The organism is Xanthomonas sp. NCPPB 2250 (assembly GCF_056725265.1).
The window spans coordinates 2,066,490-2,087,595 of the sequence record NZ_CM161520.1 but is presented as its reverse complement, the minus strand read 5'-3'; the positions used below and the strand labels follow the sequence as shown (position 1 = coordinate 2,087,595).

Here is a 21,106-nt window from a genome sequence, read left to right as displayed (position 1 = left end):
ACACGCGATGTGCCCGGTTCAGGAAGACGGCAGCAGGTCTTCGGCGTCGGCCGCGCGCAGCGGCTGCTCCCAATCGCCCATCAGCGCCAGGTACAGCAGCTTTTCGAATTCGGCGCCGACCCGGCGCATCACCGCGTCCGGATCGGGAATGAGCCGCGCATCGCCGATCAGGCCGAAATGCACGCGGTGGTTGTAGCTCATGATCGACACGCCGACGCCGATCGAGCCGGTCTGCGGCACCCAGAACATCATCTCGCGCACGCGGCTGCCGGCCAGGTACAGCGGTTGCTGCGGGCCCGGCACGTTGGTCGCCACGGTGGTGGCCTTGCGACTGAACAGGTCCAGCGCCGCCGACTGCAGCGCCGCCGGCGCCATGCCCACCGCGGCCAGCAGGCCGAAGACCACCATCGCCTGGCGCGACTGCTTGAGCTGCTGCATCGACTCGGCCACGCACTGCAGCCGCCGCACCGGGTTGGCCTCGCCCACCGGCAGGTCCAGGAACACCAGGCCGAAGTGGTTGCCGAGCTTGCGCGCGTGCTCCAGCGGGCGCAGGTTGACCGGCACGGTGGCGCGCAGGGTCACCCCGTCCAGGCGTTCGCCGCGTTCGAGCATGTAGTCGCGCAGGGCGCCGGCCATGGTCGCCATCAGCACGTCGTTGACCGTGCAGTCGCAGGCGCGGCCCACCGCCTTGACCTCGTCCAGGTCCAGCGGTTCGGCCCAGGCCACGCGCTTGCTGACGCCGAGACGGCCGCGTAGCAGCGTCGGCGGATCGTCGGCCAGCAACAGGGCATTGACCAGTTCGCGGCCGATCAGCCCGCCTTCGCGCGCCAGCATCTGCGGCAGGTTCGGGTCCTGCGCCATCGCCCGGCCCTTGTCGAGCATGCGCCCGCCGAGCTTGAGGTAGCGGTCCACCGCACCGACCCGGCGCACCACCTCCTTGCCGTCGTCCTTGAGCCAGGCGCGCCCGAGCTGCGCCGACGGCTCCGGGGTGCGCTGGGTATCGGTCAGCGACAGCAGCACCTGCACCAGCGCGATGCCGTCGGCATAGCTGTGGTGGATCCGCGCCACCAGCGCCGAGCCGCCTTCGTAGCGTTCGATGAGGTGGAACTGCCACAGCGGCTTGGTCTTGTCCAAGGGCGTGGACGCCATCTGCCCGGCGAAGCGCTCCAGCGCCTTCTTCTGCCCGCGCCCGGGCAAGGCCGACAGGCGCACGTGCCAGTCCAGATCGAAATCGTCGTCGCGCTGCCAGTAGGCGCCGGTGGCGGTCTCCACCGGCTTCTGCAGGAAGCGCGGGAAGGCCAGGAAGCGCTTGCGCACCAGTTGCTTGAGCGCAGGCAGGGTCAGCGGCTCGTCGAACATCAGCACGCCGGTGATCATCATCGGATTGGTCGGCCGGTCCATCCGCAACCAGGCGGTGTCCACGCGCGACATCGGTTCGCGCTGCGGCTTGCGGCGAGCTGAGCTGGTGGCCATGCGGGCTCCTGTCCGAGCCCGGAGTGAATCATGGCCCCGCGAAGGGCGTCAATCGCGCCAGCGGTCGTGCTGCGCCGCGCAACACGGCGCCGTGCTCAGCCGGCGGCGGTCTCGCGATAGGCGGCCAGCGCCGCATCGCGGCCGGCGGCCAAGTCCACGATCGGCTGCCGCGGATACTGCGGCGCGGCGTGCGCCAGTCGCTGCGGCGCCTGCCAGGGCGCGAAGCGGTCGGCCACCGGCAGCGCCGCCAGTTCCGGCACCCAACGCGCGATGTACTCGCCCTTCGGATCGAACTTCTGCGCTTGGGTCACCGGGTTGAACACGCGAAAATACGGCGCGGCATCGGCGCCGGTGCCGGCCACCCACTGCCAGCCCAGCGTGTTGTTGGCCAGGTCGGCATCGACCAGGGTGTCCCAGAACCAGCGCGCGCCTTCGGACCAATGCACGCGCAGGTGCTTGCACAGGTAGCTGGCGACGATCATGCGCACGCGGTTGTGCATCCAGCCGGTGTGCCACAGCTCACGCAGGCCGGCATCGACGATCGGCACGCCGGTGCGTCCGCGCTGCCAGGCGTGCAATGTCGCCGCATCGGGCGTGGCCCAGCGGAAGCGCTCGAAGCGCGGATTGAGGTTGCGCTCGGGCGTGTCCGGGAAATGGTGCAGCAGGTGATGGGCGAAATCGCGCCAGCCGAGCTGGCGGATGTAGCCGTCGATCGCCGCGGCGGTGGCGGCGCGGCGCTGCTGTTCCAGCGTCGCGACGATGCGCCACGGCGCGATCTCGCCGAAATGCAGGTGCGGCGACAGCCGCGAGGTGCCGACCTGGTCGGGACGGTCGCGGCCATCGAGATAGTCGCGCAGCGCGCCATCGACGAACACGTCCAGCGCCTCGTGCGCGCCCGCCTCGCCCGGCTGCCAGACCTCCCAGAAGCCGCGATCCCAGGCCAGCGCCGGGGCAAGGCCAAGTCGTTCCAGCGGCAGGCTGTCCAGATCCTTGGGCGGCGCAGGCAGCGTCTTCGGCGCGGCCTGCAACGCGGGCACCTGCCAATGGCTCAAGGCGCTGCGCCAGAACGGGGTGAACACCTTGTACGGGCCGCCCTGCTGCGTCGCCAGTTGCCAGGGTTCGAACAGCAGCGCGCTGTTGTGGCTGTGCACCTCCAGGCCCTGCTCGCGCAGTTCGCGCTTGAGCCGCGCATCGCGCGGCTGCGTGGCCGGCTCGTAGCGCCGGTTCCAGTACACCGCCACCGCGCCGCACTCGGCGATCACCTCGCGCAACGCGGTCTCGGCCGGGCCCTGGCGCAGGATCAGGCGCGAACCGCGCTCGCGCAGTTGCGCGTCCAGCGCCGCCAGCGAGCGCTGCAGCCAGCTGCGCGAAGCCGCGCCGGCGGCCCAGGCGCCCTCGTCCTCCGGGCTGTGCAGGTACACCGGCACCGGCGTATGCCCGGCATCCAGGGCGGCCTGCAGGGCAGGTTGATCGTGCAGGCGCAGGTCGCGCCGGAACCAGACGATGGCGTAGCTCATGCGAGGGGATGCAGCGAAGGACGCGCTATGATACGGATCGGGTGCAGCGGCCAGGTGAGCATGCGGCGCGAGTCGCACATGCTTCGACGCTGCCGATCCTGACGCGACGCGGGCCGCGCTGGCCGGATTTCGTAGACATCGCCGCGCGCCGCGCACGTGCGCCTCGTCCGCCCTGCTATAACGCCGTGGCGGGCGCCGTCATGTCGAAGCGGCGCCGCGACCGCTGCTGATGGATGACGTTCCGGGGAAGGACGTCATCCGTGCTTTCGCTGCACCGCGCACGACATGGCCACGGCCGTCTCGCGCGCACGGGGGAACATCCGCCATCGCCCCTGCGATCTCACGGCCATCACCGCCGGCGAGCGCGGTTGCGTGCGCCCCGAACCGCCCGCGCCCGGACCTGCATCGACAGGGCCGCGACGCGCTGCGGGCAGCGAATGGCGCAGCACGGCCACGCCCATCGCCGACATTCGCAATGATTTCAGGAGAGCAAGACCCATGGACAAGCGCATCGCAAAAGCCGCCCTCACCCTCGCACTGAGCCTCGCCGCCCCGCTGGCGATGGCGTGCACCACCGAACCGGGCCAATTCCAGAACGAAGTCGGCATCGACAATGGCGTCGAATGTGGTGGTGGCGGCGGCGGTGGTGGCGGCAGCACGCCGGTCTACACGCTGCAGGGCGTGATCCAGAACCAGGGCTACGAGTCCGACGGACGTCCGGCCGGCGGCAAGCGCCTGAAGATCCGCGCGTACTCGCGCTTCGCCAACGCCAACAACGACCGCGTCGACGCCAACTACATCAACGTGCGCTGCAACGCCTACGACCAGATCGGCAACGGCTACACCACCGACTACGACGAGGAAGGCAACGGCGCGCTGGTCGACGTGCACTTCAAGTCGAACTTCGTCTACGGCATCTATCGCAAGATCACCGTGGTCTGCACCCACCACGCCGAGTACGGCGCCAACACCTACGACGCCACCAGCAACGCCGAGATCGAGATTCCCTACTGATCGCTGCGTCGCGCCCTCACGCCGGCGCCCGGAACGTACCGGGCGCCGCACTCGCCAGATGATGTGCGTATAGCGCGCAGGCTTACTCGAACGCACCCACCGAATCGTGGGCGAGGTTGTCGAAACGGGTGTATTCGCCGAAGAACTTGAGCTTGCACGACCCGGTCGGGCCGCCGCGGTGCTTGCCGATGATGATTTCGGCCAGGCCCTTGTCCGGCGAATTTTCCTTGTTGTAGTAGTCGTCGCGGTAGATGAACACGATCATGTCCGCGTCCTGCTCGATCGCGCCCGATTCGCGCAAGTCGGCCATCACCGGGCGCTTGTCGGTGCGGGTTTCCAGCGAGCGGTTGAGCTGCGACAGCGCGATCACCGGCACGCCGAGTTCCTTGGCCAGGCCCTTGAGCGAGCGCGAGATCTCCGAGATCTCGGTGGCGCGGTTCTCGCTGTTGCCGGGCACGGACATCAGCTGCAGGTAGTCGATCACGATCAGGCCCAGGTCGTGCTCGCGCTTGAGCCGGCGCGCCTTGGAGCGCAGCACTTCCGGCGACACGCCCGGCGTGTCGTCGATGAAGATCTTGGTCTCCTTGAGCATCTTGATCGCGCCGGTGACCCGCGCCCAGTCCTCGTCCTCGAGCTGGCCGGTGCGCAGGCGCTGCGCGTTGATGCGGCCGTTGGAGGAGATCAGGCGCATCGCCAGCTGCGAGGCCGACATTTCCATCGAGAACACCGCCACCGCCTTCTTCGACTTGATCGCCGCGTACTCGGCGATGTTCAGCGCGAAGGTGGTCTTGCCCATCGCCGGACGCGCGGCGAGGATGATCAGGTCGGTCGGCTGCAGGCCGGCGGTCATCGCGTCGAAATCGTTGTAGCCGGTCGGCAGGCCGGTGATGTTGCCGCCGTTCTCGAAGCGGTTGCGCAGTTCCTCGAACGCGTCCTTCAACGCGCCGGGCATCGCCACGAAGTCGCTGCGCCCGCGCGCGCCGGCCTCGGCGATCTGGAACACCGCCTTTTCCGCCGATGCCAGCAGTTCCGAACTCTCGCGCCCTTCCGGCTGGAAGCCGTCGTTGACGATGGTGGTGCCGACCTCGATCAACTGCCGCAGCACCGCCTTGTCGCGGACGATTTCCGCGTAGGCGACGATGTTGGCGGCCGAGGGCGTGGTGCTGGCCAGTTCGATCAGGTAGGCGCCGTCGCCGACCATCTCCAGCTTGCCCTGCGATTCGAACCACTCGCCCAGGGTCACCGCATCGAACGGGCGCCCCTTTTCGGCCAGCTCGCGGATCGCGCGGTAGATCAACTGGTGATCGCGCCGGTAGAAGTCGTTCTCGGTGAGCTGGTCGTTGACCCGGTCGTAGGCGTCCGGCGCCAGCATCAGGCCGCCGAGCACGGCCTGTTCGGCCTCGATCGAGTGCGGCGGCACGCGCAACTGGTCGAGACGCGGCTCGCTGCGTTCGCTGCGCTCGCTTTTGCGATCGCCGCGGTAGCCGGGACGGGCGGACATAGGCTGGGTCTTCTCTGTGGGGCGCGGGCGCCGGGCGCGGCCTCACCGCAGCCCGGGCGCCGATTTTAGTCGCCGCGCCCGGCCGGGGCTAGGGCGACGCTTAACACAGGGCGCCTGCCTGAGCGGCGGCCCGTGCGTCGCCACGCCTCGCCAGAGGCTGGGGACAAGTCTGGGGACAAGCGGTTGAGAACCTCGCCGAGGCCGCGTCGCGCAAGGCCCGCCCTGCCCCATCGGCGCACCACGGCACGCGCCGGGATAGCGCTCAGGCCTGCAGTTCGTCGATCCAGGCGATGAACTTGTCGACGAAGCCGGCGAGGAACTTGCGCGTGCGCTCGTCGTCGATGGCGCCGTCCTCGGCGATCAGGCCCTCCTTGAACTGCAGAAAGATCTCCGGCTGCCCCAGCACCGGCATGTCCAGGTAGGCCAGCACGTTGCGCAGGTGCTGCTGCGCCATGGCCGTGCCGATCGCCCCCGGCGAGGTCCCGCACACCGCCGCCGGCTTGCCGGCGAAGGCGCTCTCGCCGTACGGCCGCGAGCCCAGGTCGATGGCGTTCTTGAGCACGCCGGGGATGGAGCGGTTGTATTCGGGAGTGACGAACAGCACCGCGTCGGCGCTGCTGACCTGCGTCTTCAGGCGCCGGCCCTGCGCCGGATAGTCGTGGTCGTGGTCCTGGTTGTACAGCGGCAGGTCGCCGATCTCGACATACTCGAAACTCGCACGGTCGCCGGCAAGTCGCTCCAGCGCGTGCGCCAGGCGCCGGTTGAACGATTCCTTGCGCAGGCTGCCGACGAACACGGCGATGCGGTACTGGCTCATGGCGTTACTCCTGACCGAATGGACCTGCAGGCTAGCCGCCGGCACGCGGCAGTCAGGTGAACGCCGTTGACGTCGCGGTCTGCGCCAGGCGTCCCTGCACCTCCTCCGGCAGCGGCGGCAGCGCCACGAAACCCGGCGTCGCGCGCACCCGCTGCAGCCAGTCGCACAGCGCCGGATACTGGGTCAGCGCGATGCCGGCATCGCCGGCGCAATGCGTATAGGCGAACAGCGCGATATCGGCGATGCCGTAGGCCGGCCCGGTGAACCAGGCCTGCGCCTGCAGGTGCTGCTCCATCACCGCCAGCGCCCGCAGCGCGCCCTCGCGCAGGCGCGGCAGTTCGGCACGGCGCGGCGAGTCCGGCGGCGTCCAACCGCAGACGAAGCGCGCCACCGCCACGTAGGGTTCGTGGCTGTACTGCTCGAAGAACAGCCAGCTCAGCGCCTGCGCGCGCTGCCAGGGATCGGCGGGCAGATAGCCGGTGCCCTCGGCCAGCCAGCACAGGATGGCGTTGGATTCGGCCAGCACACGGCCGTCCTCGCGCTCCAGCAGCGGCACCTTGCCGTTGGGATTCTTGGCCAGGAACGCCGGGGTGCGGGTCTGGCCGTTGGCGCTGTCGACCTCGACCCAGCGGTAGCCGCAGCCGAGCTGCTCCAGCAACAGCCGCACCTTGTAGCAATTGCCGGACAGCGCCATGCCGTACACGGTCAGGGGAAAACGTTCGGATGCCATGCGCCGCTCCTGTGTCGAATGCCGTCGTCGTCGTGGCTCAGCCCCGCGCCTGCCACTGCGCGCGCGACTGCCCCCACACTTCCACCTCGAATGCCTGCAGCGGCTCGGGCAGGCGGTCCTGGCGCAGGTAGCGCGAGCCTAGCTTGGCCGCCACCGCCTTGGAGTTGGCGTTGTCCGGCACGATGGTGTGGATCACCTCGGTCCAGCCCAACTGCGCGAACGCCCAGTCGATCGACGCCGTGGCCGCCTCCGGCGCATAGCCCAGGCCCCAGAACGCGCGGGCGATGCCCCAGCCGACTTCCGGGCCTGGCCAGCCGTGCGGCTGCCAGGGGCCGACCCGGCCGATCCACTGCCCGCTGCGCTTCTCGATCACCGAGAACATCGCAAATCCCTGCAACTGCCAGCTGCCGACCAGCGAGGTCAGGCTGCGCCAGACCACCGATGGCGCCTGCATGCCACCAAGGTGATGCATGGTCTCGGCGTCGGCGGAAAAGGCGCAGAACGCCGCGAAATCCTCGGCAGTAGGCGGGCGCAGCAACAGGCGCTCGGTTTCCACGCGCACATCGAAGACGCTCATCGTCGGTTCTCCTGTGAACAGGCCCGCGGCCGGCCGCGGGCGATGGCTTCAAAACGCATTGATACCGGTCAGTTCGCGGCCGACCACCAGTTGGTGCACGGTCTCGGTGCCCTCGTAGGTGATCACCGATTCCAGGTTCAGCGCATGCCGGATCGCGCCGTAGTCGGTGGTGATGCCGGCGCCGCCGAGCAGGTCGCGGCATTCGCGGGCGATGTCCAGGGCCATGCGCACGTTGTTCCACTTGGCCAGCGACACCTGCGCCGGCTGCAGCGTGCCGGCATCCTTGAGCCGGCCCAGTTGCAGCGCCAGCAACTGCGCGCTAGCGATGCGCCGCGCCATGTCGGCCAGCTTGATCTGCGCGCTCTGGGTGGCCGCCAGCGGCCGCCCGAACAGCATGCGCTCGCCGGCATAGGCCATCGCCTCGCGCAGGCAGGCGATGGCCGCGCCGATCGCGCCCCAGCTGATGCCGTAGCGGGCCTGGGTCAGGCAGCCCAGCGGCCCCTTCAGGCCGCGCACACCGGGTAGGCGCTGGCTCTCGGGCAGGCGCACGTCGTCGAAGAACAGCGCCGAGGTCACCGAGGCGCGCAGGCTCATCTTGTGCGCGATGTCCTGGGTGCCGAAGCCCGGGGTGCCGGCCTCGACCAGGAAACCCTGGATGCCGTCGTCGGTCTGCGCCCACACGATCGCCACGTCGGCGATGCTGCCGTTGGTGATCCACATCTTGCTGCCGCTCAGGCGCCAACCGTCGCCGTCGCGCATCGCACGGGTCTGCATCGCCGCCGGGTCGGAGCCGCCCTGGGACTCGGTCAGGCCGAAGCAACCGATCGCCGTGCCGGCGGCCATCGCCGGCAACCAGCGCTGACGCTGCGCGTCGCTGCCGTAGGCGTGGATCGGGTACATGCACAGCGAGGACTGCACGCTGACGAAGCTGCGCAGGCCGCTGTCGCCACGCTCCAGTTCCTGGCAGATCAGGCCGTAGCAGACCGCGTTGAGGCCGCCACCGCCCTGCCCGGCCGGCAGGCTGGCGCCGAGCAGGCCCAGTTGCGCCAGTTCCGGCACCAGTTCGCGCGGGAACCGCGCCTGGTCGAAGGCCTCGCCGATCACCGGCAGCACCTTCGCGTCGACGAAGCGCGCCACCGCCTGCTGGATCGCGCGCTCCTCCTCGCTGAGCAGCGCGGCTACGTTGAACAGGTCGTCGCAAGGCAGGGGCATGGCGGCATCCACGGCGAAAACCGCATTGTATCGGCCCCGCCCGCGCCGCCGCCGGCAGATAGACGAAGGCCGGCGCAAGCGCCGGCCTTCGGAGGTGCAACCGACTGCGACTCAGCGCTGGCTGACGGCGACGTCGCCGGCCGAGGCGGTCTGGGTGACCAGGCGGCCGTCCAGCACCGGCAGGCGGTCGCTGTTCGGGCGGTCGTCCATGCGCACGGTCTTTTCCTGGCCGTCGTAGCGGTAGGTCACGTCGTAGCCCTTGACCACGTCCTGCGTGCCCATGGCGATGCGGCTGCCCGGCTTGCTGTCCATGCGCATGGTGCCGGTGGTGCCGTCGTCGTTGCGGTAGGTCACGTTGTAGCCGGTGACGGTCGAGGACTGCGCGGTGCTGTTCTCGGTGTGGCACTGGCGCTCGGTGCGGTCGACCACGCGGCCGCCGACATGGTTCTGGTCGATGCGGTTGCCGATGAAACCACCGGCCACCGCGCCGGCCGCGGTCGCGGCCTTGCGGCCGTTGCCATGGCCGATCTGGTTGCCGAGCAGGCCGCCGACCACCGCGCCGACCACGGTACCGCCGACATTGCCGTCGCGCTCGGGCAGGCGCTCCTGCACCACCACGTCGTTGCACACCTGGCGCGGCGTGGTGGTGGTGGAGGTCTGGCGCAGCGGCTCGGTGCCGATCACCTCGGCGTAGCGCTGCTGCTTCTGGGTGATCGGGTCGACCCGCACCACATCGGCGTACTCGAGCTTGCCGCCGACGCTGTTGTCCATCGCGCTGTCGCCGCGGGTATTGTCCAGGGCCGGGCGCACGTCGCTGCTGGCGACGTCCACGGGTTTGTCGCGATTGTTCATGAAGGCCGCGGTGGCGACGCCGCCGACCAGCAAGGCGCCAGCCGCGACCAGAACGGTTGTCGTAGTGCTTTTCATGTGTGCTCTCCTGCGGGCTGACCGCGTTGTCTACGGTGCTGTGATTACCATGCCGAAGCTGAACCGATCCGCTCCCTATTCAGTAACGCGCCGTACCCGCGACTGGTAACGCCGCTGGAACGTCGCCATATCAAAGCTGTTAGCGTTTCCACCGCTGCCCCGGAGCACCCCACATGCCCAACCCGATCGTCTATCCGCTGCTGCGCTGGGCGGGCAAATTGCGCTACCCGACGCTGTTCAAGATCACCGCCGGGCTGTTCGTGCTGAGCGTGCTGCTGCCCGATCCGGTGCCCTTCATCGACGAGATCGTGTTCGGCCTGGGCACCCTGCTGCTGGCCAACTGGAAGACCCGCACCCCGGCGCCGGCCACCGAGCCGTTGAACTCGACCGCGCAGCGCGTGCGCCGCTGAGCGCCGATGCCGTTGATCGACAGCCATTGCCATCTCGACGCGGAGGAGTTCGATCCGGACCGCGACGCGGTGATCGCACGCGCGCAGGCGGCGGGCGTGCAGGCGCAGGTGGTGCCGGCGGTGACCGCGGCGTCCTGGGCGAAGCTGCGTGCGGTCTGCGCGGCCGCGCCCGGCCTGTATCCGGCGTATGGCCTGCATCCACTGTTCCTCGCCGAGCACCGGCCCGAGCACCTGCCTTTGCTCGGCGAGTGGATCGAACGCGAGCGTCCCTGCGCCATCGGCGAATGCGGCCTGGACTTCTTCGTCGAAGGCCTGGACGAAGCCGAGCAGCAGCGCTACTTCGCCGGCCAGCTGCAACTGGCACGAGAGTTCGACCTGCCGGTGATCGTGCATGCGCGGCGCGCGGTGGACGCGGTGATCCTGGCGATCCGCAAGGTCGGGCGCCTGCGCGGCGTGGTGCACAGTTTCGCGGGCAGCGCCGAGCAGGCGGCGCAGTTGCAGTCGCTGGATTTCCTGATCGGCCTGGGCGGACCGGTCACCTACGCACGGGCGCAGCGCCTGCGCCGGCTCGCCGCCACGGTGCCGTTGCAACAGCTGCTGCTGGAAACCGATGCGCCGGACCAGCCCGATGCCGCGATCCGCGGCCAGCGCAATGAACCGGCGCGGCTGCGTACGGTGCTGGACACCATCGCCGAGCTGCGCGACGCACCTGCCGCCTCCATCGCCGCGCAGACCACGGCCAATGCGCGGCGCTTGTTCGGCCTGCCCGACATGCTTCCCGACACAGCCGCGCCGGGCTGACGCAGGACTGTCCCCGCAGACAGCCGCACACCGCTCGCCGGCGTGGCAGCACCATGCGCAAGCGCCGCTCTGCACACCGGCACACCGGCCAACGCGCAACTCCACGCTGCAGCAATCCGCGCGAACGTCGCTTGCTGCGCATCTTTCGCGCGAAACTGTGAACTGGGCTACCGGATCACGGTCTTTCGACAGGGTTTCCGCCTGCTGGCTTCTGCTACTGTGCACCGCGCTGAACAGCGAGCGGATCTTTTGTCCGCCAGGCACCGGAGTGTGAACCCGTTCGCTCTCAGCAAAGGCTCGGCGGCCGGCTCGATGGCACGCGTTCTGGCAGATCGGATCATCCTGGCGTGAAACAACCGGCAAGCCGTATCCCCTACCCGCTTCTCCACAGCGCGCGGCGCACGCGTGCGATCGCCTCCTCCGCGGCCGCCCCGGCGCGAGCGGCGCCATCGCGCATGCGAGCGCCACGACGATGAAAAGCGGCGCGAGTTCGGAGAAACACGTCTCCAACGGCGAAAGCTGGGTCTCCCTGAAATTCCGCGACAGCAATCGCAGCCGCAAGATGCGCAGCACCCTGACCCTGGCCGGGGTCTCGTGCACCACGCTCGGCGCATTGTGGACCGTGTGCTACCTGTACTACGGCCGGCCGGAACTGGCGCTCGCCTTCGTCGGGCTCACGGCGGTCGGCCTGCTCGCGCTGTGCCGCCGCCGCCATTGCGACGAGGCCTCGTTGTCGCTGGTGGCGCATGGCGTGTTCGTGGTGGTGCTGGTGATCTCGATCATCGATGCGCCGATCGGCACGGTGCCGCGCTCGGTGCACACTTTTTTCCTGCCGCTGGCGGCCGGCGCGCTGTTCGTGTTCGACCGCAGCCGCAGCTACCGCGCGCTGGTGTTCCCGCTGGCGTGCCTGGGCGCCTTCGTCGCGTTCGGTTCGGGCGAACTGGACTGGCTGGCGCCGGCGTCCTCGCCGCCGCCGGGGATGCGCCGGCTCGGCGCGATCTCCAACATGGCCTGCGCGGCCGGCCTGCTCGCGGCGATCCTGCACATCTACCGCAACGACGTGAACGCGCGCATTTCGCTGGAGCGGGAGCTGGCGCGTGCAGTCGGTAACGGCGAGATCGAGGTGCTGTACCAGCCGCAGGTCAGCGCGAACGGCAGCATGCTCGGCGCCGAGGCGCTGGTGCGCTGGCGCCACCCCAGCGGCAAGCTGCTGACCCCGGACAAGTTCATCCCGCTGGCCGAAGAGAGCCAGTTGATCCGGGACGTGGGACTGGAAGTGCTGCGTCAGGTCTGCAGCACGCTGCGGCGCTGGTCGCACGAGCAGGATCTGCGTGCGCTGGTGGTCGCGGTGAACGTCAGCCCGGTGCAATTGCTCGATCCCAACTTCGTGGCGTCGGTGAAGCAGGTGATCACCAGCGAGGGCGTGGCGCCGGCGTCGCTGGAATTCGAGCTGACCGAGTCGGCGCTGTACGTGGACACCGCCGGGGTGCGCGCCAAGATGCACGAACTCAAGGCGTTCGGCATCGGCTGGGCGCTGGACGATTTCGGCACCGGCTTCTCGTCGCTGGCCATGCTCAGGACGCTGCCGGTCACCAAGCTCAAGATCGACCGGCAGTTCGTCAACGACGCCAAGGCCGACGAGTCCTCGCGGCGCCTGCTGGCCAAGATCGTGGAGATCTCGGAGGTGATGGGCATGGTGGCGCTGGCCGAAGGCATCGAGGATGCGCAGCAGTGCGAGATGCTCTCGGCGATGGGTTGCCGGCACTTCCAGGGCTTCCTGTTCGGCCGGCCGCAGCCGGCGCACGACCTGGAACGGCTGGCCTTCCTGCAGGCCGGCACCGAGCGCAACCTGATGAGCGGTGCGGCCACGCGCGCCCCGGACGCGCCGCCGCCGTCCGGCGCGCGCTAGGCGGCCGCCGCCTCGCGCGCCACCGCGCGCTTCAACAGCATCTCCAGCGCCTTGCCGACCGCGGCGAAGGCGAACGCACCGGTGATGTGGGTGGCCGCGCCCAGCCCGGCGCCGCAGTCCAGGTTCAAGGCCGCGTCAGGCCCCAGCACCGGCCGCAGTCCGCAGACGCTGCCATCGGCCTGCGGATAGCGCACGTTCTCCAGCGAGTACACCGCCGGCACGCCGAAATAGCGCTGCGGGTTCTTGGGGAAATTGAATTCGCTGCGCAGCTTCTTGCGGATCAGCGCCAGCATGGCGTCGTGCTCGGTGCGCGACACGTCGCGGATCCGCACCAGGGTCGGATCGGTGCGCCCGCCGGCCGAGCCCACGGTCAGCAGCGGCAGCTTGCGCCGCCGGCACCAGGCGATGGTCTCGACCTTGACCCGAAAGCTGTCGCAGGCATCGATCACCAGGTCGAAGCCGGCATCGAGCACCTCGGCGATGTTGGTCGGGGTGAGGAAGGCCTCGACCGCCACCGCCTCGATCTGAGGATTGATCGCCACGCAGCGCTCGGCCATCGCCACCGCCTTGTTGCGCCCGTACTGACCGGCCAGTGCCGGCAGTTGCCGGTTGGTGTTGGACACGCAGATGTCGTCGGCGTCGATCAGGGTCAGATGCCCGACGGCCGAGCGCGCCAGCGCCTCGACCACCCACGAGCCGACCCCGCCCATGCCCACCACCGCCACCCGGCACTGCGCCAGCCGCGCGATCGTGCCTTGCCCGTAGAGCCGGTCGATGCCGGCGAAGCGTTCGCGCCATTGTTCGTTCATCCGCGCATTTTAGGGGATTGCCTGGGGAGCCGGGATTGGGGATTGGGGATTCGCGCCTGGCGTCCGCGCGCCGCCTTGCAGCAGGCGTACCATCGGCACTCCATCCCGCCGCGCATGCCACCCATGGCCAAGCCGCCCCCGCCCGCTTCCGCGTCCCGCTATCTGTTCGTGCTGCTGGCCGGCCTGTTGCTCGGCCTGGTGCTGACGGTGATGGCGCTGCGCGCGGTGCAGGCGCGGCAGGATCCGTTCCCGCGCAGCCTGATGCAGGTCATGGGCAAGCAACTGGCGCTGCTCGAACGCGACACCGCGCACCGGCAATGCAGCGGCGCGGGTCCGCAGGCGCGGCTGCGCACGCTGCGCCTGCTCGGCGACGAGCTGGGCACGGCGTTTCCCGACCTGGCCGACGACAGCCGCTTTCGCGAGCACGCCGATGCGCTGCGCGCCGGCGTGGACGCGGCGCTGGCGCAGCCGCCGGCCGACTGCGCGGCGCTGGCGCAGGCGCGCCAGCAGATCGACGAACGCTGCGACGCCTGCCACCGCGATTTCCGCTGAGCGTTCGGCGAGAGCGCTGCCGAGCTTGCTGCAGGGGGTTCGCTGACGGACCGACGCAGGTCTCGCTGCGCCGGCGGCGTGGCCACGCCGCGCAAGTGCCAGTGCGCGTCTCGATGAATTGCCGCTGACGCCGGCCGGCGCGAGGCTGAACGGCACCTGCCAGGGTTGGCGTTTCATTCACGCAGGGGTGGACAGGATGCGTGCGAACGCGGCGCTGCCGCCGCGCTCCATCACTGTCGAGGAGAGCACCCATGAAGATTCAACTGATGGCCACCGCTGCCGTGGCGACCCTGGCGCTGGCAGGCTGCGCCACGTCCCCGGGTTATGGCGGCGGTTACGGCGGCGGCTACAGCCAGCCGGCGCGCGGCGGTTACACCCAGACCCGCTGCGCCGACTGCGGCATCGTCACCCGCATCGACACCGTGCCGTCCGGCCGCACCGCGCCGTCGGCCACCGGCGCGATCCTGGGCGGCATCGTCGGCGCGGTCGCCGGCCACGAGATTTCCGACCACACCGGCGGCAGCAAGGGCAACCAGAACGTGTCGGCCGTGGCCGGTGCGGCGGCCGGCGCGCTGGCCGGCAACCAGATACAGAAGAACGTCACCAGCGACACCTACGACATGCATGTGCAGATGGACGACGGCCGGGTGATCGTGGTCAACCAGCGCGACCTGGCTGGTGTGCGCGAGAACACCTACGTGCGCGTGGTCAACGGGCGCGTCGTGCCGCGCTGATCGGCCTCGCCGACCTGCCCTGAAACGCAAAAAGGCCCGCAGCGCGGGCCTTTTTGCTGCGCGCGGCGCCGCGCGCGACAACGCCTCAGAGCGGCTGCACCGCGTCGGCCTGCAGGCCCTTCTGGCCCTGCACCACGGTGAAGCTGACCTTCTGGCCTTCCTTCAGGCTCTTGAAGCCCTGGGTCTGGATCGCCCGGAAGTGCACGAACACGTCCTCGCCGTTTTCGCGGCTGATGAAACCGAAACCCTTGGCATCGTTGAACCACTTCACGGTGCCGTTTTCGCGATTGCCAGTGCCGTTCATGATCGACTTACTCCTTGGAACACGTCTCAGGGGTGGGTACGCCGTGGGGTGCGGCGGCTGGTTGCAAGGAGGAAGCGAGGTATAACGATGTAGCGGATCGGTGGATCTACCGCATCAGGCCACGATTCACGGTGACCTTTGCAAACGCAGCGGCTGCAACTTACCCCGGTCAAAATGAAAATGCAATCAGCAAAAAGACCCCATCTGTCAACCCCCAAATCTCCCCCGCGGTGAGCCACATGGACCCTGCGTTCATCTATTACGTCTGTGCCGGTCTCCTGGTTCTGGTCGGGCTGGCAGGGGTGCTGCTGCCGGCCCTGCCAGGCACGCCGCTGATGTTCGCCGGGATGCTGCTGGCGGCCTGGGCCGACGGCTTCCAGCGGCTGGGCTGGCCGACGCTGACCGTGCTGGGCGTGCTCACCGCGCTGTCGCTGCTGGTCGACCTGTTGGCCACCGCGTTCGGTGCGCAGCGCGTCGGTGCCAGCCGCAAGGCGCTGTGGGGGTCGGTGCTGGGCGGGATCGCCGGCATGTTCTTCATGCCCATCGGGCTGTTCGTTGGCCCCTTCGTCGGCGCCCTGGCCGGGGAGTACTGGCACGGCCGCGAACTGCGCCAGGCGACCCGCGTCGGCGTCGGCACCTGGCTGGGCATCGTCCTGGGTACCACCGCCAAGCTCGGGCTGGCCCTGGCGATGCTCGCGGTGTTCGCGGTGGCCTGGGTGGTCTGACGCAGCCCGCCTGAAGACGGCGTCGCGGCGGCAGCATGAACGTGTGATGACCCTGTTGTCGTCACTTCCTGTATTTTCCCTGCCGGCCATTCACCCCGGCAGCGCACCACCCGCCCGCGCCGCCCGTTGCAGCGAGAACCGCATGTCCCATCGTCAGGTCCGTCCCCTGTTGCTGCTGTCGATCGCGGCCGTGCCGCTTGCGCACGCGCAGGAAGTCCTGCCCACCCCCGCCTCGCCGGAAGCCTGCGTGGCGATTTCCAGCGACGCCGCCCGCCTGGCCTGCTACGACCAGGCGCTGTCGCGCCGCACCGCCGACCCGCAGGCGGCCGATGCCGCGGCGCAGGCTGCCAGCGAACGCCAGAAGCAACAGCTGGACGCCAGCGTGCCGGAGGATGCCGGCGTCGCCGAGCGCACCCGCCAGCGCGCCGCCGCGATCTTCAAGCAGGACCGCTACGACAGCACCATCGCCAATGCCGGCAAGGGCTCGCTGCTGGACAGCCGCTGGGAACTTGCCAAGGACTCCAAGCTGGGCACCTTCCAGTTGCGCGCCTACAAGCCGGTGTACCTGCTGCCGGCGTTCTGGACCAGCAAGAAGAACGAGCTGCCGTCCTCGCCGAACCCGGTCAACACGGTGACCACCGCCGAGCCGCTGGACAGCGTGGAGGCGAAGTTCCAGCTGAGCTTCAAGACCAAGATCGTGGAGAACATCTTCGGCGACAACGGCGACCTGTGGGGCGCGTATACCCAGAGCTCGCGCTGGCAGGTCTACAACGCGGAGCAGTCGCGACCGTTCCGCGAGACCAACTACGAGCCGGAACTGATGCTGGTGTTCCGCAACAACTACAGCCTGTTCGGCTGGAAGGGCCGGATGACCGGCATCCAGCTGACCCACCAGTCCAACGGCCGCAGCGATCCGCTGTCGCGCAGCTGGAACCGGGCGATGCTCAACATCGGCCTGGACCGCGACAACTGGGCGCTGGTGCTGCGCCCCTGGTACCGCATCCCGGAGAGCCGCAAGCAGGACAACAATCCGGACATCGAGGACTACATGGGCCGCGGCGACGCGACCCTGATCTACAACCGCAACGGCCACGAGGTGGCGCTGATGGCACGGCATTCGCTGCGCGGCGGCGACCGCTCGCACGGCGCGGTGCAGCTGGACTGGGGCTTCCCGATCAGCAACCTGCTGCGCGGCCATGTGCAGGTGTTCGACGGCTATGGCGAGAGCATGATCGACTACAACCACCGCGCCACCTATGTGGGCGTCGGCATCTCGCTGCTGGAATGGTTCTGATCGGCCGCACCTGAGTCACACGCGCGGCGCCCGCCTGGCGGACGTCGCGCGTGCTGGTCACGCGTCGGACGCGCACGCCCCGTGGACGTCTGGATTGCTGCAGTGACGGCGCGCGCGGACAGCGTCGAGGTTTCCTGCATGCAATGCCGAATCGCTGCGCACTGCATACGAGGAGTTGCCCGGGGCACATCGCCGGGCCTCACCGCGACGGCGGCGCGGCCGCCACGCGACCGCGCCCACTGATCAACTGGCGCCGATCGCTCAGAACCGGTAATTGCCCTTCAGCCAGAGATTGCGGCCCGGTTCGGCGATGCGCACCGGGTCGGCCGGGAAGCCGAAATCGGCGCTGCCGGCCAGGTTGAGATGTTCGCTGTAGCGCCGGTCGAACACGTTGTCGATGCCGGCGCTCAGCCGCAGCCCTTCACTGACCCGGTAGCCGCCGCTCAGCCCCAGCGTGGCGAAACCGGCGCTGCGGCCGAGGTCGCGGCCAACCACGTTGCCCTGGTCCAGCGCCACCCGCCCCTGCCGCGCCACCGCGCGCAGCAGCGCCCCGGCCGACCAGCGCTGCCCTTCCCACTCCAGTCGCAGCCGCGATTCCAGCGGCGGCATCTGCGGCAACGGCGTGCCGTCGCTGCGGTTTTCGCCCCAGGCGTAGGCCAGCGTGCCGCCAAGGGTCAGGCCGTGCAGCGGCTGCCAATCCAGTCCCGCCTCGGCGCCGGCGATGCGCGCGTCGACGTTGTCGACGCGGGTGGTGGTGCCCATCATGCCGCCGTCGGCATAGGTGAAGAGGATGAAGTCCTGCACCCGCCCGGCGTAGGCGGAGACCCAACCCTGCACGGTCGCGCCGCGGTACTGCAGGCCGAGATCGAGCTGGGTGGTGCGTTCCGGGCGCAGCCCGGCGAAGGCGTTGGCCGCGCCCATCGGGCCCATGTCGGCGGAGAACAGTTCCCAGTAGTCCGGCATGCGTGCGCTGCGGCCGAGGCCGGCATACCAGACGGTGTCGGCCGAGAGGTTGCGCTCCACGCGCAGGAAGCCACTGCCCAAGTCTTCGCTGCGCGTCTGCCCGGCGGTGGGATTGGGCATGCCCATCATGCCGATGCTGCGGCGGGTGTCCTCGACCTGCGCGCGGTCCAGGCGCAGGCCGGCAATCCAGCGCTGCGCCGTGCCGGCGCCGAAGGTGGCTTCGGCAAAGGCACCGAGGTTGTCGAACCGCGCGTCGGTGCGCCACGGCACGGTCCGGTATGCGCCCTCGCCGCTGGCGCTGCGGTCGCGGTGGCGGCTTTGCTGGGTGTCGACGCCGGCCTGGACCACGACCTGGTCCCAGCGCCACTCCGATTCCACGCGCCCGCCGCGGGTGCGTCGGTCCACGTTGGCGGCCATCGGCATCGGCATCGCCGACTGCGGGTTGGGCCGGCGCAACGTGTAGTTGTCCATGACGTGGTCGGCGTCGTTGACGTAGGCATTGGCGCGCAGCGCTTCCCAGGCGCCGGGCAGGTCGGTGCGCTCGAAGCGCGCGGCGTAGCTGGTGCGACGGAACTGGGTGCCGTCCATGCTGCGCCCGGCGTAGCGGGCCAGGCCGTCGCCGCTGCCGGCGGAGAGTTCCAGCACGGTGTCCGGGTCCGGGGTCCAGCCGACCGCGGCGTCGGCATTCCACTTGCGCCAGCGCGAGGGCACCACTGCGCCGTCGCCGTCGCGGTAGTCGCCGGACTCGGAGCGGTTGGCGTCCACGCGGGCGTAACCGCTGCGGTTGCCGCCGCGCAGGTCCAGGTTCTGGTCGTTGCGGTTCCAGGACCCGACCAGCGCGCTGGCCTCGCCTTCCAGCGTCGGTGCCGCGTAATGCGGGGTGTCGCGCTCGAAGCGCACGGTGCCGGCGGAGGCGCCGGGGCCCCAGCGCACGGTCTGCGGGCCCTTGACGATGGTGAGCCGGTCGAAGGTCTCCGGCGCGATGTAGGACAGGGCGTTGTCCATCCGCGCCGGGCACGCCCCGACGAGGGTGCCGTCGTTGCTGAGCACGTTGAGCCGCGAGCCGAACATGCCGCGCAGGACCGGATCGCCGTTGGTGCCGCCGTTACGGATCGCGGCGAAGCCCGGCACGGTCTTCAGATAGTCGGCACCGTCGCTGGCCGGCACCGGCTGCCGCGGCAGCTTCGGATCGACCGTCCAGGTCAGCGGCGCGACCGGCGCGGTGGCGGTCACCTGCATCCGGTCGAGGGTGGTGGCATCGGGCGCCTCGGCGTGGCCGGAAGCGGGAAACAGACTGACAAGAATGCAGCACGACAACGCCGCCCGCGCGGGCGACGGCAGGAACTGAGGCATGAGGTGAACTCCAGAAAAGAACGGCACCGGCGCGCCTAGCGCACCGGAAACAGGAGAGCGTTCTGGAGATTCAGTGGCGGCCCGCGTGCGGCGTGCGCCCGCCAGCGCACGGCGGCATGGACGCGACGGCGCAGCGGCGTCGCGACCCTTGGCGCCGGCAAGGCCGCGGCCAGCAGCAGGACGATCGCCAGCCACGGCAGCAGCCGCGCGGCGAGCAGGCAGTAATCGCAGGCGGCATGCGCCAGGCCATGGTCGCGCTGTGCGCCCGACACCTCGTGGTGATCGGCGTGGATCGCGTGCGCGGCACCATGTTCCGGTGGCAGTTCCGGCATCGCCTGCAACCCGGCGGTCGTGCACATCGGCACCGACAGGCTTGCGGTCTCCAGCAGCCGGCTGGCCACCGGCGCGACCACCAGTAGCAGCGCGGCCAGCAAGGCGGGCCAGCGCATCAGGCGGCGCAATCGAGCGGGAGCACGGAGGACGGACACCGCGTCATTCTAGGCGGCCGCGTCGGCAGCGGGTCGGCCGCAGTGGCGGGTGCGACAAGATGACGCAGGAGGGGGCGCCGCTGGCTACACAGCGACGCGCGATGCTTCCATACGGGTGAGCGCAAACCACGTGAACGGTCAGCACACGTGCTTGTGAATCAGCGCTTTGCTGATTCGGCGCTCATGTCGAGGACCAGAAAAAACGGAGGAGCAAAGTTTCAACGAACCCATCTTCGTTGTCCGGGGAAGCTGCCGGAACCCCGACAGCCGACGCCCCACGACGTAGCCGCCGTTGCTTCCGGATCCGCGCTTCCGCGCCGCTGCTCACGCCCAGTCGGTAATGCCTTCCCGCCGATAGGTCTCGTGGAACGCCGGGCGCGCCTTCATCCGCTCGGCCAGTGCCTTGAGCGCCGGCCAGCTGTCGGTGGGCCGCGGCATGTTGCGCGACCAGCGCATCAGCATGACCAGCACGAAGTCGGCGGCGCTGCAGTGCTCGCCCAGCAGATACGGGCCGCCCTGCTCCAGGTGGGCCGCCACCTCGTCCCAGGCCTTTTCCAGGAACGCGCGGGCACTGGCACGCACGCGCTCGGCGTTGTCGGCGCCGGCCGGTTCGTCGGGATAGAACCAGTCGCGGTAGGCCGGCATCAGGGTGTAGGCGCCGAACAGCATCCAGCGGTAATAGGCCGCGCGTTCATGGGTGCCGGGCGGCGGCGCCAGGCCGGCGTGCGGATACAGGTCGGCCAGGTGCATGGCGATGGCGACCGATTCGGTCAGCACCTGCCCGTCCAGCACCAGCGTCGGTACCCGCCCCTGCGGGTTGAGCGCCAGGTACTCGGGGCTTTTCTGCTCATGGCGCTCGAAATCGAGCATGCGCAGTTCGAAATCGACCTGCAGTTCGATCAGCAACCAGTGCACGACGAACGAGGCGGTACTGGGCGAGCCGTAAAGCACGATGGACACGACGCTTTCCCCGGAGGCGGAACCAGCGCCGATTAT

21 protein-coding genes are annotated in these 21,106 nt (G+C 69.5%); 8 read left to right on the top strand and 13 right to left on the bottom strand.

The annotated features are described in order from the left end of the window. Positions 1 to 18: 18 nt before the first annotated feature. Together AC1PMG_RS08730 and AC1PMG_RS08725 are read right to left on the bottom strand one after the other, a co-directional pair. Positions 19 to 1,473, bottom strand: a complete 1,455-nt coding sequence (locus tag AC1PMG_RS08730; protein ID WP_017909015.1) for a WS/DGAT/MGAT family O-acyltransferase — start codon at positions 1,471 to 1,473, stop codon at positions 19 to 21. Positions 1,474 to 1,568: 95 nt separating this feature from the next. Beyond that, the gene (locus AC1PMG_RS08725; protein WP_481111333.1) at positions 1,569 to 2,990 is read right to left on the bottom strand and encodes a cryptochrome/photolyase family protein; all 1,422 of its coding nucleotides are present in this window, start codon (positions 2,988 to 2,990) and stop codon (positions 1,569 to 1,571) included. Positions 2,991 to 3,488: 498 nt separating this feature from the next. Between AC1PMG_RS08725 and AC1PMG_RS08720 the strand changes: the two genes are divergently transcribed. Beyond that, on the top strand, positions 3,489 to 4,004 hold the full coding sequence (locus AC1PMG_RS08720) for a hypothetical protein (protein WP_481111332.1): 516 nt from the start codon (positions 3,489 to 3,491) through the stop codon (positions 4,002 to 4,004). Between the two features lie 82 nt (positions 4,005 to 4,086). Here the strand turns inward: AC1PMG_RS08720 and AC1PMG_RS08715 are convergent, their stop codons facing one another. From AC1PMG_RS08715 to AC1PMG_RS08690, 6 genes are all read right to left on the bottom strand, one after another. After that, positions 4,087 to 5,505, bottom strand: a complete 1,419-nt coding sequence (locus AC1PMG_RS08715; RefSeq protein WP_017909018.1) for a replicative DNA helicase — start codon at positions 5,503 to 5,505, stop codon at positions 4,087 to 4,089. Between the two features lie 262 nt (positions 5,506 to 5,767). Next, on the bottom strand, positions 5,768 to 6,322 hold the full coding sequence (locus AC1PMG_RS08710) for an NADPH-dependent FMN reductase (RefSeq protein ID WP_481111331.1): 555 nt from the start codon (positions 6,320 to 6,322) through the stop codon (positions 5,768 to 5,770). A gap of 52 nt (positions 6,323 to 6,374) precedes the next feature. Further along, the gene (locus tag AC1PMG_RS08705; protein WP_481111330.1) at positions 6,375 to 7,052 is read right to left on the bottom strand and encodes a glutathione S-transferase family protein; all 678 of its coding nucleotides are present in this window, start codon (positions 7,050 to 7,052) and stop codon (positions 6,375 to 6,377) included. Positions 7,053 to 7,089: 37 nt separating this feature from the next. Beyond that, on the bottom strand, positions 7,090 to 7,629 hold the full coding sequence (locus tag AC1PMG_RS08700; RefSeq protein WP_481111329.1) for a GNAT family N-acetyltransferase: 540 nt from the start codon (positions 7,627 to 7,629) through the stop codon (positions 7,090 to 7,092). A gap of 48 nt (positions 7,630 to 7,677) precedes the next feature. Beyond that, a complete protein-coding gene (locus AC1PMG_RS08695) occupies positions 7,678 to 8,853 on the bottom strand; it encodes an acyl-CoA dehydrogenase family protein (protein WP_481111328.1) in 1,176 nt (391 codons plus the stop codon). Positions 8,854 to 8,952: 99 nt separating this feature from the next. After that, positions 8,953 to 9,768, bottom strand: a complete 816-nt coding sequence (locus tag AC1PMG_RS08690) for a glycine zipper 2TM domain-containing protein (protein WP_342072047.1) — start codon at positions 9,766 to 9,768, stop codon at positions 8,953 to 8,955. A 173-nt stretch (positions 9,769 to 9,941) separates the two neighbouring features. On the opposite strand from AC1PMG_RS08690, the gene AC1PMG_RS08685 reads away from it, so the two are divergent. From AC1PMG_RS08685 to AC1PMG_RS08675, 3 genes are all read left to right on the top strand, one after another. After that, positions 9,942 to 10,178: a DUF6116 family protein gene (locus AC1PMG_RS08685; protein ID WP_017912800.1), complete on the top strand. Its 237-nt coding sequence runs from the start codon at positions 9,942 to 9,944 to the stop codon at positions 10,176 to 10,178. 6 nt (positions 10,179 to 10,184) lie between these two features. Then, complete coding sequence (locus tag AC1PMG_RS08680; protein WP_481111327.1) at positions 10,185 to 10,979, top strand: TatD family hydrolase; 795 nt, start codon at positions 10,185 to 10,187, stop codon at positions 10,977 to 10,979. A 472-nt stretch (positions 10,980 to 11,451) separates the two neighbouring features. Next, positions 11,452 to 12,888 carry a putative bifunctional diguanylate cyclase/phosphodiesterase gene (locus AC1PMG_RS08675; protein WP_481111326.1) on the top strand — a complete coding sequence of 479 codons (1,437 nt, stop codon included), beginning with the start codon at positions 11,452 to 11,454 and terminating at the stop codon, positions 12,886 to 12,888. On the opposite strand, the gene AC1PMG_RS08670 is transcribed toward AC1PMG_RS08675, so the two are convergent. Next, entirely contained in the window at positions 12,885 to 13,697 is an 813-nt protein-coding gene (locus AC1PMG_RS08670; protein WP_481111325.1) for a tRNA threonylcarbamoyladenosine dehydratase, read from the bottom strand. The genes AC1PMG_RS08675 and AC1PMG_RS08670 overlap by 4 nt on opposite strands. A 123-nt stretch (positions 13,698 to 13,820) precedes the next feature. Between AC1PMG_RS08670 and AC1PMG_RS08665 the strand changes: the two genes are divergently transcribed. Both AC1PMG_RS08665 and AC1PMG_RS08660 read left to right on the top strand, forming a co-directional pair. Continuing rightward, positions 13,821 to 14,249 (top strand): hypothetical protein, encoded by a 429-nt coding sequence (locus tag AC1PMG_RS08665; protein ID WP_481111324.1) that lies wholly within the window; start codon positions 13,821 to 13,823, stop codon positions 14,247 to 14,249. 251 nt (positions 14,250 to 14,500) lie between these two features. After that, positions 14,501 to 14,983, top strand: coding sequence for a glycine zipper 2TM domain-containing protein (locus AC1PMG_RS08660; protein ID WP_481111323.1), 483 nt, complete (start codon positions 14,501 to 14,503; stop codon positions 14,981 to 14,983). An 85-nt stretch (positions 14,984 to 15,068) separates the two neighbouring features. On the opposite strand, the gene AC1PMG_RS08655 is transcribed toward AC1PMG_RS08660, so the two are convergent. Continuing rightward, positions 15,069 to 15,287 carry a cold-shock protein gene (locus AC1PMG_RS08655; RefSeq protein WP_017909030.1) on the bottom strand — a complete coding sequence of 73 codons (219 nt, stop codon included), beginning with the start codon at positions 15,285 to 15,287 and terminating at the stop codon, positions 15,069 to 15,071. A gap of 239 nt (positions 15,288 to 15,526) precedes the next feature. On the opposite strand from AC1PMG_RS08655, the gene AC1PMG_RS08650 reads away from it, so the two are divergent. Both AC1PMG_RS08650 and AC1PMG_RS08645 read left to right on the top strand, forming a co-directional pair. Then, positions 15,527 to 16,012, top strand: a complete 486-nt coding sequence (locus AC1PMG_RS08650; RefSeq protein WP_481111322.1) for a DUF456 domain-containing protein — start codon at positions 15,527 to 15,529, stop codon at positions 16,010 to 16,012. Between the two features lie 142 nt (positions 16,013 to 16,154). After that, positions 16,155 to 17,306: a phospholipase A gene (locus AC1PMG_RS08645; RefSeq protein ID WP_048491344.1), complete on the top strand. Its 1,152-nt coding sequence runs from the start codon at positions 16,155 to 16,157 to the stop codon at positions 17,304 to 17,306. A gap of 261 nt (positions 17,307 to 17,567) precedes the next feature. On the opposite strand, the gene AC1PMG_RS08640 is transcribed toward AC1PMG_RS08645, so the two are convergent. The 3 genes from AC1PMG_RS08640 to AC1PMG_RS08630 form a co-directional block, all read right to left on the bottom strand. After that, positions 17,568 to 19,622 carry a TonB-dependent copper receptor gene (locus tag AC1PMG_RS08640; RefSeq protein ID WP_026143479.1) on the bottom strand — a complete coding sequence of 685 codons (2,055 nt, stop codon included), beginning with the start codon at positions 19,620 to 19,622 and terminating at the stop codon, positions 17,568 to 17,570. A gap of 35 nt (positions 19,623 to 19,657) precedes the next feature. Next, positions 19,658 to 20,071: a DUF2946 family protein gene (locus AC1PMG_RS08635; RefSeq protein WP_481111321.1), complete on the bottom strand. Its 414-nt coding sequence runs from the start codon at positions 20,069 to 20,071 to the stop codon at positions 19,658 to 19,660. A 363-nt stretch (positions 20,072 to 20,434) separates the two neighbouring features. After that, positions 20,435 to 21,070 (bottom strand): glutathione S-transferase family protein, encoded by a 636-nt coding sequence (locus tag AC1PMG_RS08630; RefSeq protein WP_481111320.1) that lies wholly within the window; start codon positions 21,068 to 21,070, stop codon positions 20,435 to 20,437. Positions 21,071 to 21,106: the final 36 nt, after the last annotated feature.

Bases quoted from the DNA above. Each gene is read 5' to 3' on its own strand.
- AC1PMG_RS08730 (WP_017909015.1), bottom strand. From the start codon at position 1,473: ATGGCCACCAGCTCAGCTCGCCGCAAGCCGCAGCGCGAACCGATGTCG.
- AC1PMG_RS08725 (WP_481111333.1), bottom strand. From the start codon at position 2,990: ATGAGCTACGCCATCGTCTGGTTCCGGCGCGACCTGCGCCTGCACGAT.
- AC1PMG_RS08720 (WP_481111332.1), top strand. From the start codon at position 3,489: ATGGACAAGCGCATCGCAAAAGCCGCCCTCACCCTCGCACTGAGCCTC.
- AC1PMG_RS08715 (WP_017909018.1), bottom strand. From the start codon at position 5,505: ATGTCCGCCCGTCCCGGCTACCGCGGCGATCGCAAAAGCGAGCGCAGC.
- AC1PMG_RS08710 (WP_481111331.1), bottom strand. From the start codon at position 6,322: ATGAGCCAGTACCGCATCGCCGTGTTCGTCGGCAGCCTGCGCAAGGAA.
- AC1PMG_RS08705 (WP_481111330.1), bottom strand. From the start codon at position 7,052: ATGGCATCCGAACGTTTTCCCCTGACCGTGTACGGCATGGCGCTGTCC.
- AC1PMG_RS08700 (WP_481111329.1), bottom strand. From the start codon at position 7,629: ATGAGCGTCTTCGATGTGCGCGTGGAAACCGAGCGCCTGTTGCTGCGC.
- AC1PMG_RS08690 (WP_342072047.1), bottom strand. From the start codon at position 9,768: ATGAAAAGCACTACGACAACCGTTCTGGTCGCGGCTGGCGCCTTGCTG.
- AC1PMG_RS08685 (WP_017912800.1), top strand. From the start codon at position 9,942: ATGCCCAACCCGATCGTCTATCCGCTGCTGCGCTGGGCGGGCAAATTG.
- AC1PMG_RS08680 (WP_481111327.1), top strand. From the start codon at position 10,185: ATGCCGTTGATCGACAGCCATTGCCATCTCGACGCGGAGGAGTTCGAT.
- AC1PMG_RS08675 (WP_481111326.1), top strand. From the start codon at position 11,452: ATGAAAAGCGGCGCGAGTTCGGAGAAACACGTCTCCAACGGCGAAAGC.
- AC1PMG_RS08670 (WP_481111325.1), bottom strand. From the start codon at position 13,697: ATGAACGAACAATGGCGCGAACGCTTCGCCGGCATCGACCGGCTCTAC.
- AC1PMG_RS08665 (WP_481111324.1), top strand. From the start codon at position 13,821: ATGGCCAAGCCGCCCCCGCCCGCTTCCGCGTCCCGCTATCTGTTCGTG.
- AC1PMG_RS08660 (WP_481111323.1), top strand. From the start codon at position 14,501: ATGAAGATTCAACTGATGGCCACCGCTGCCGTGGCGACCCTGGCGCTG.
- AC1PMG_RS08655 (WP_017909030.1), bottom strand. From the start codon at position 15,287: ATGAACGGCACTGGCAATCGCGAAAACGGCACCGTGAAGTGGTTCAAC.
- AC1PMG_RS08650 (WP_481111322.1), top strand. From the start codon at position 15,527: ATGGACCCTGCGTTCATCTATTACGTCTGTGCCGGTCTCCTGGTTCTG.
- AC1PMG_RS08645 (WP_048491344.1), top strand. From the start codon at position 16,155: ATGTCCCATCGTCAGGTCCGTCCCCTGTTGCTGCTGTCGATCGCGGCC.
- AC1PMG_RS08640 (WP_026143479.1), bottom strand. From the start codon at position 19,622: ATGCCTCAGTTCCTGCCGTCGCCCGCGCGGGCGGCGTTGTCGTGCTGC.
- AC1PMG_RS08635 (WP_481111321.1), bottom strand. From the start codon at position 20,071: ATGCGCTGGCCCGCCTTGCTGGCCGCGCTGCTACTGGTGGTCGCGCCG.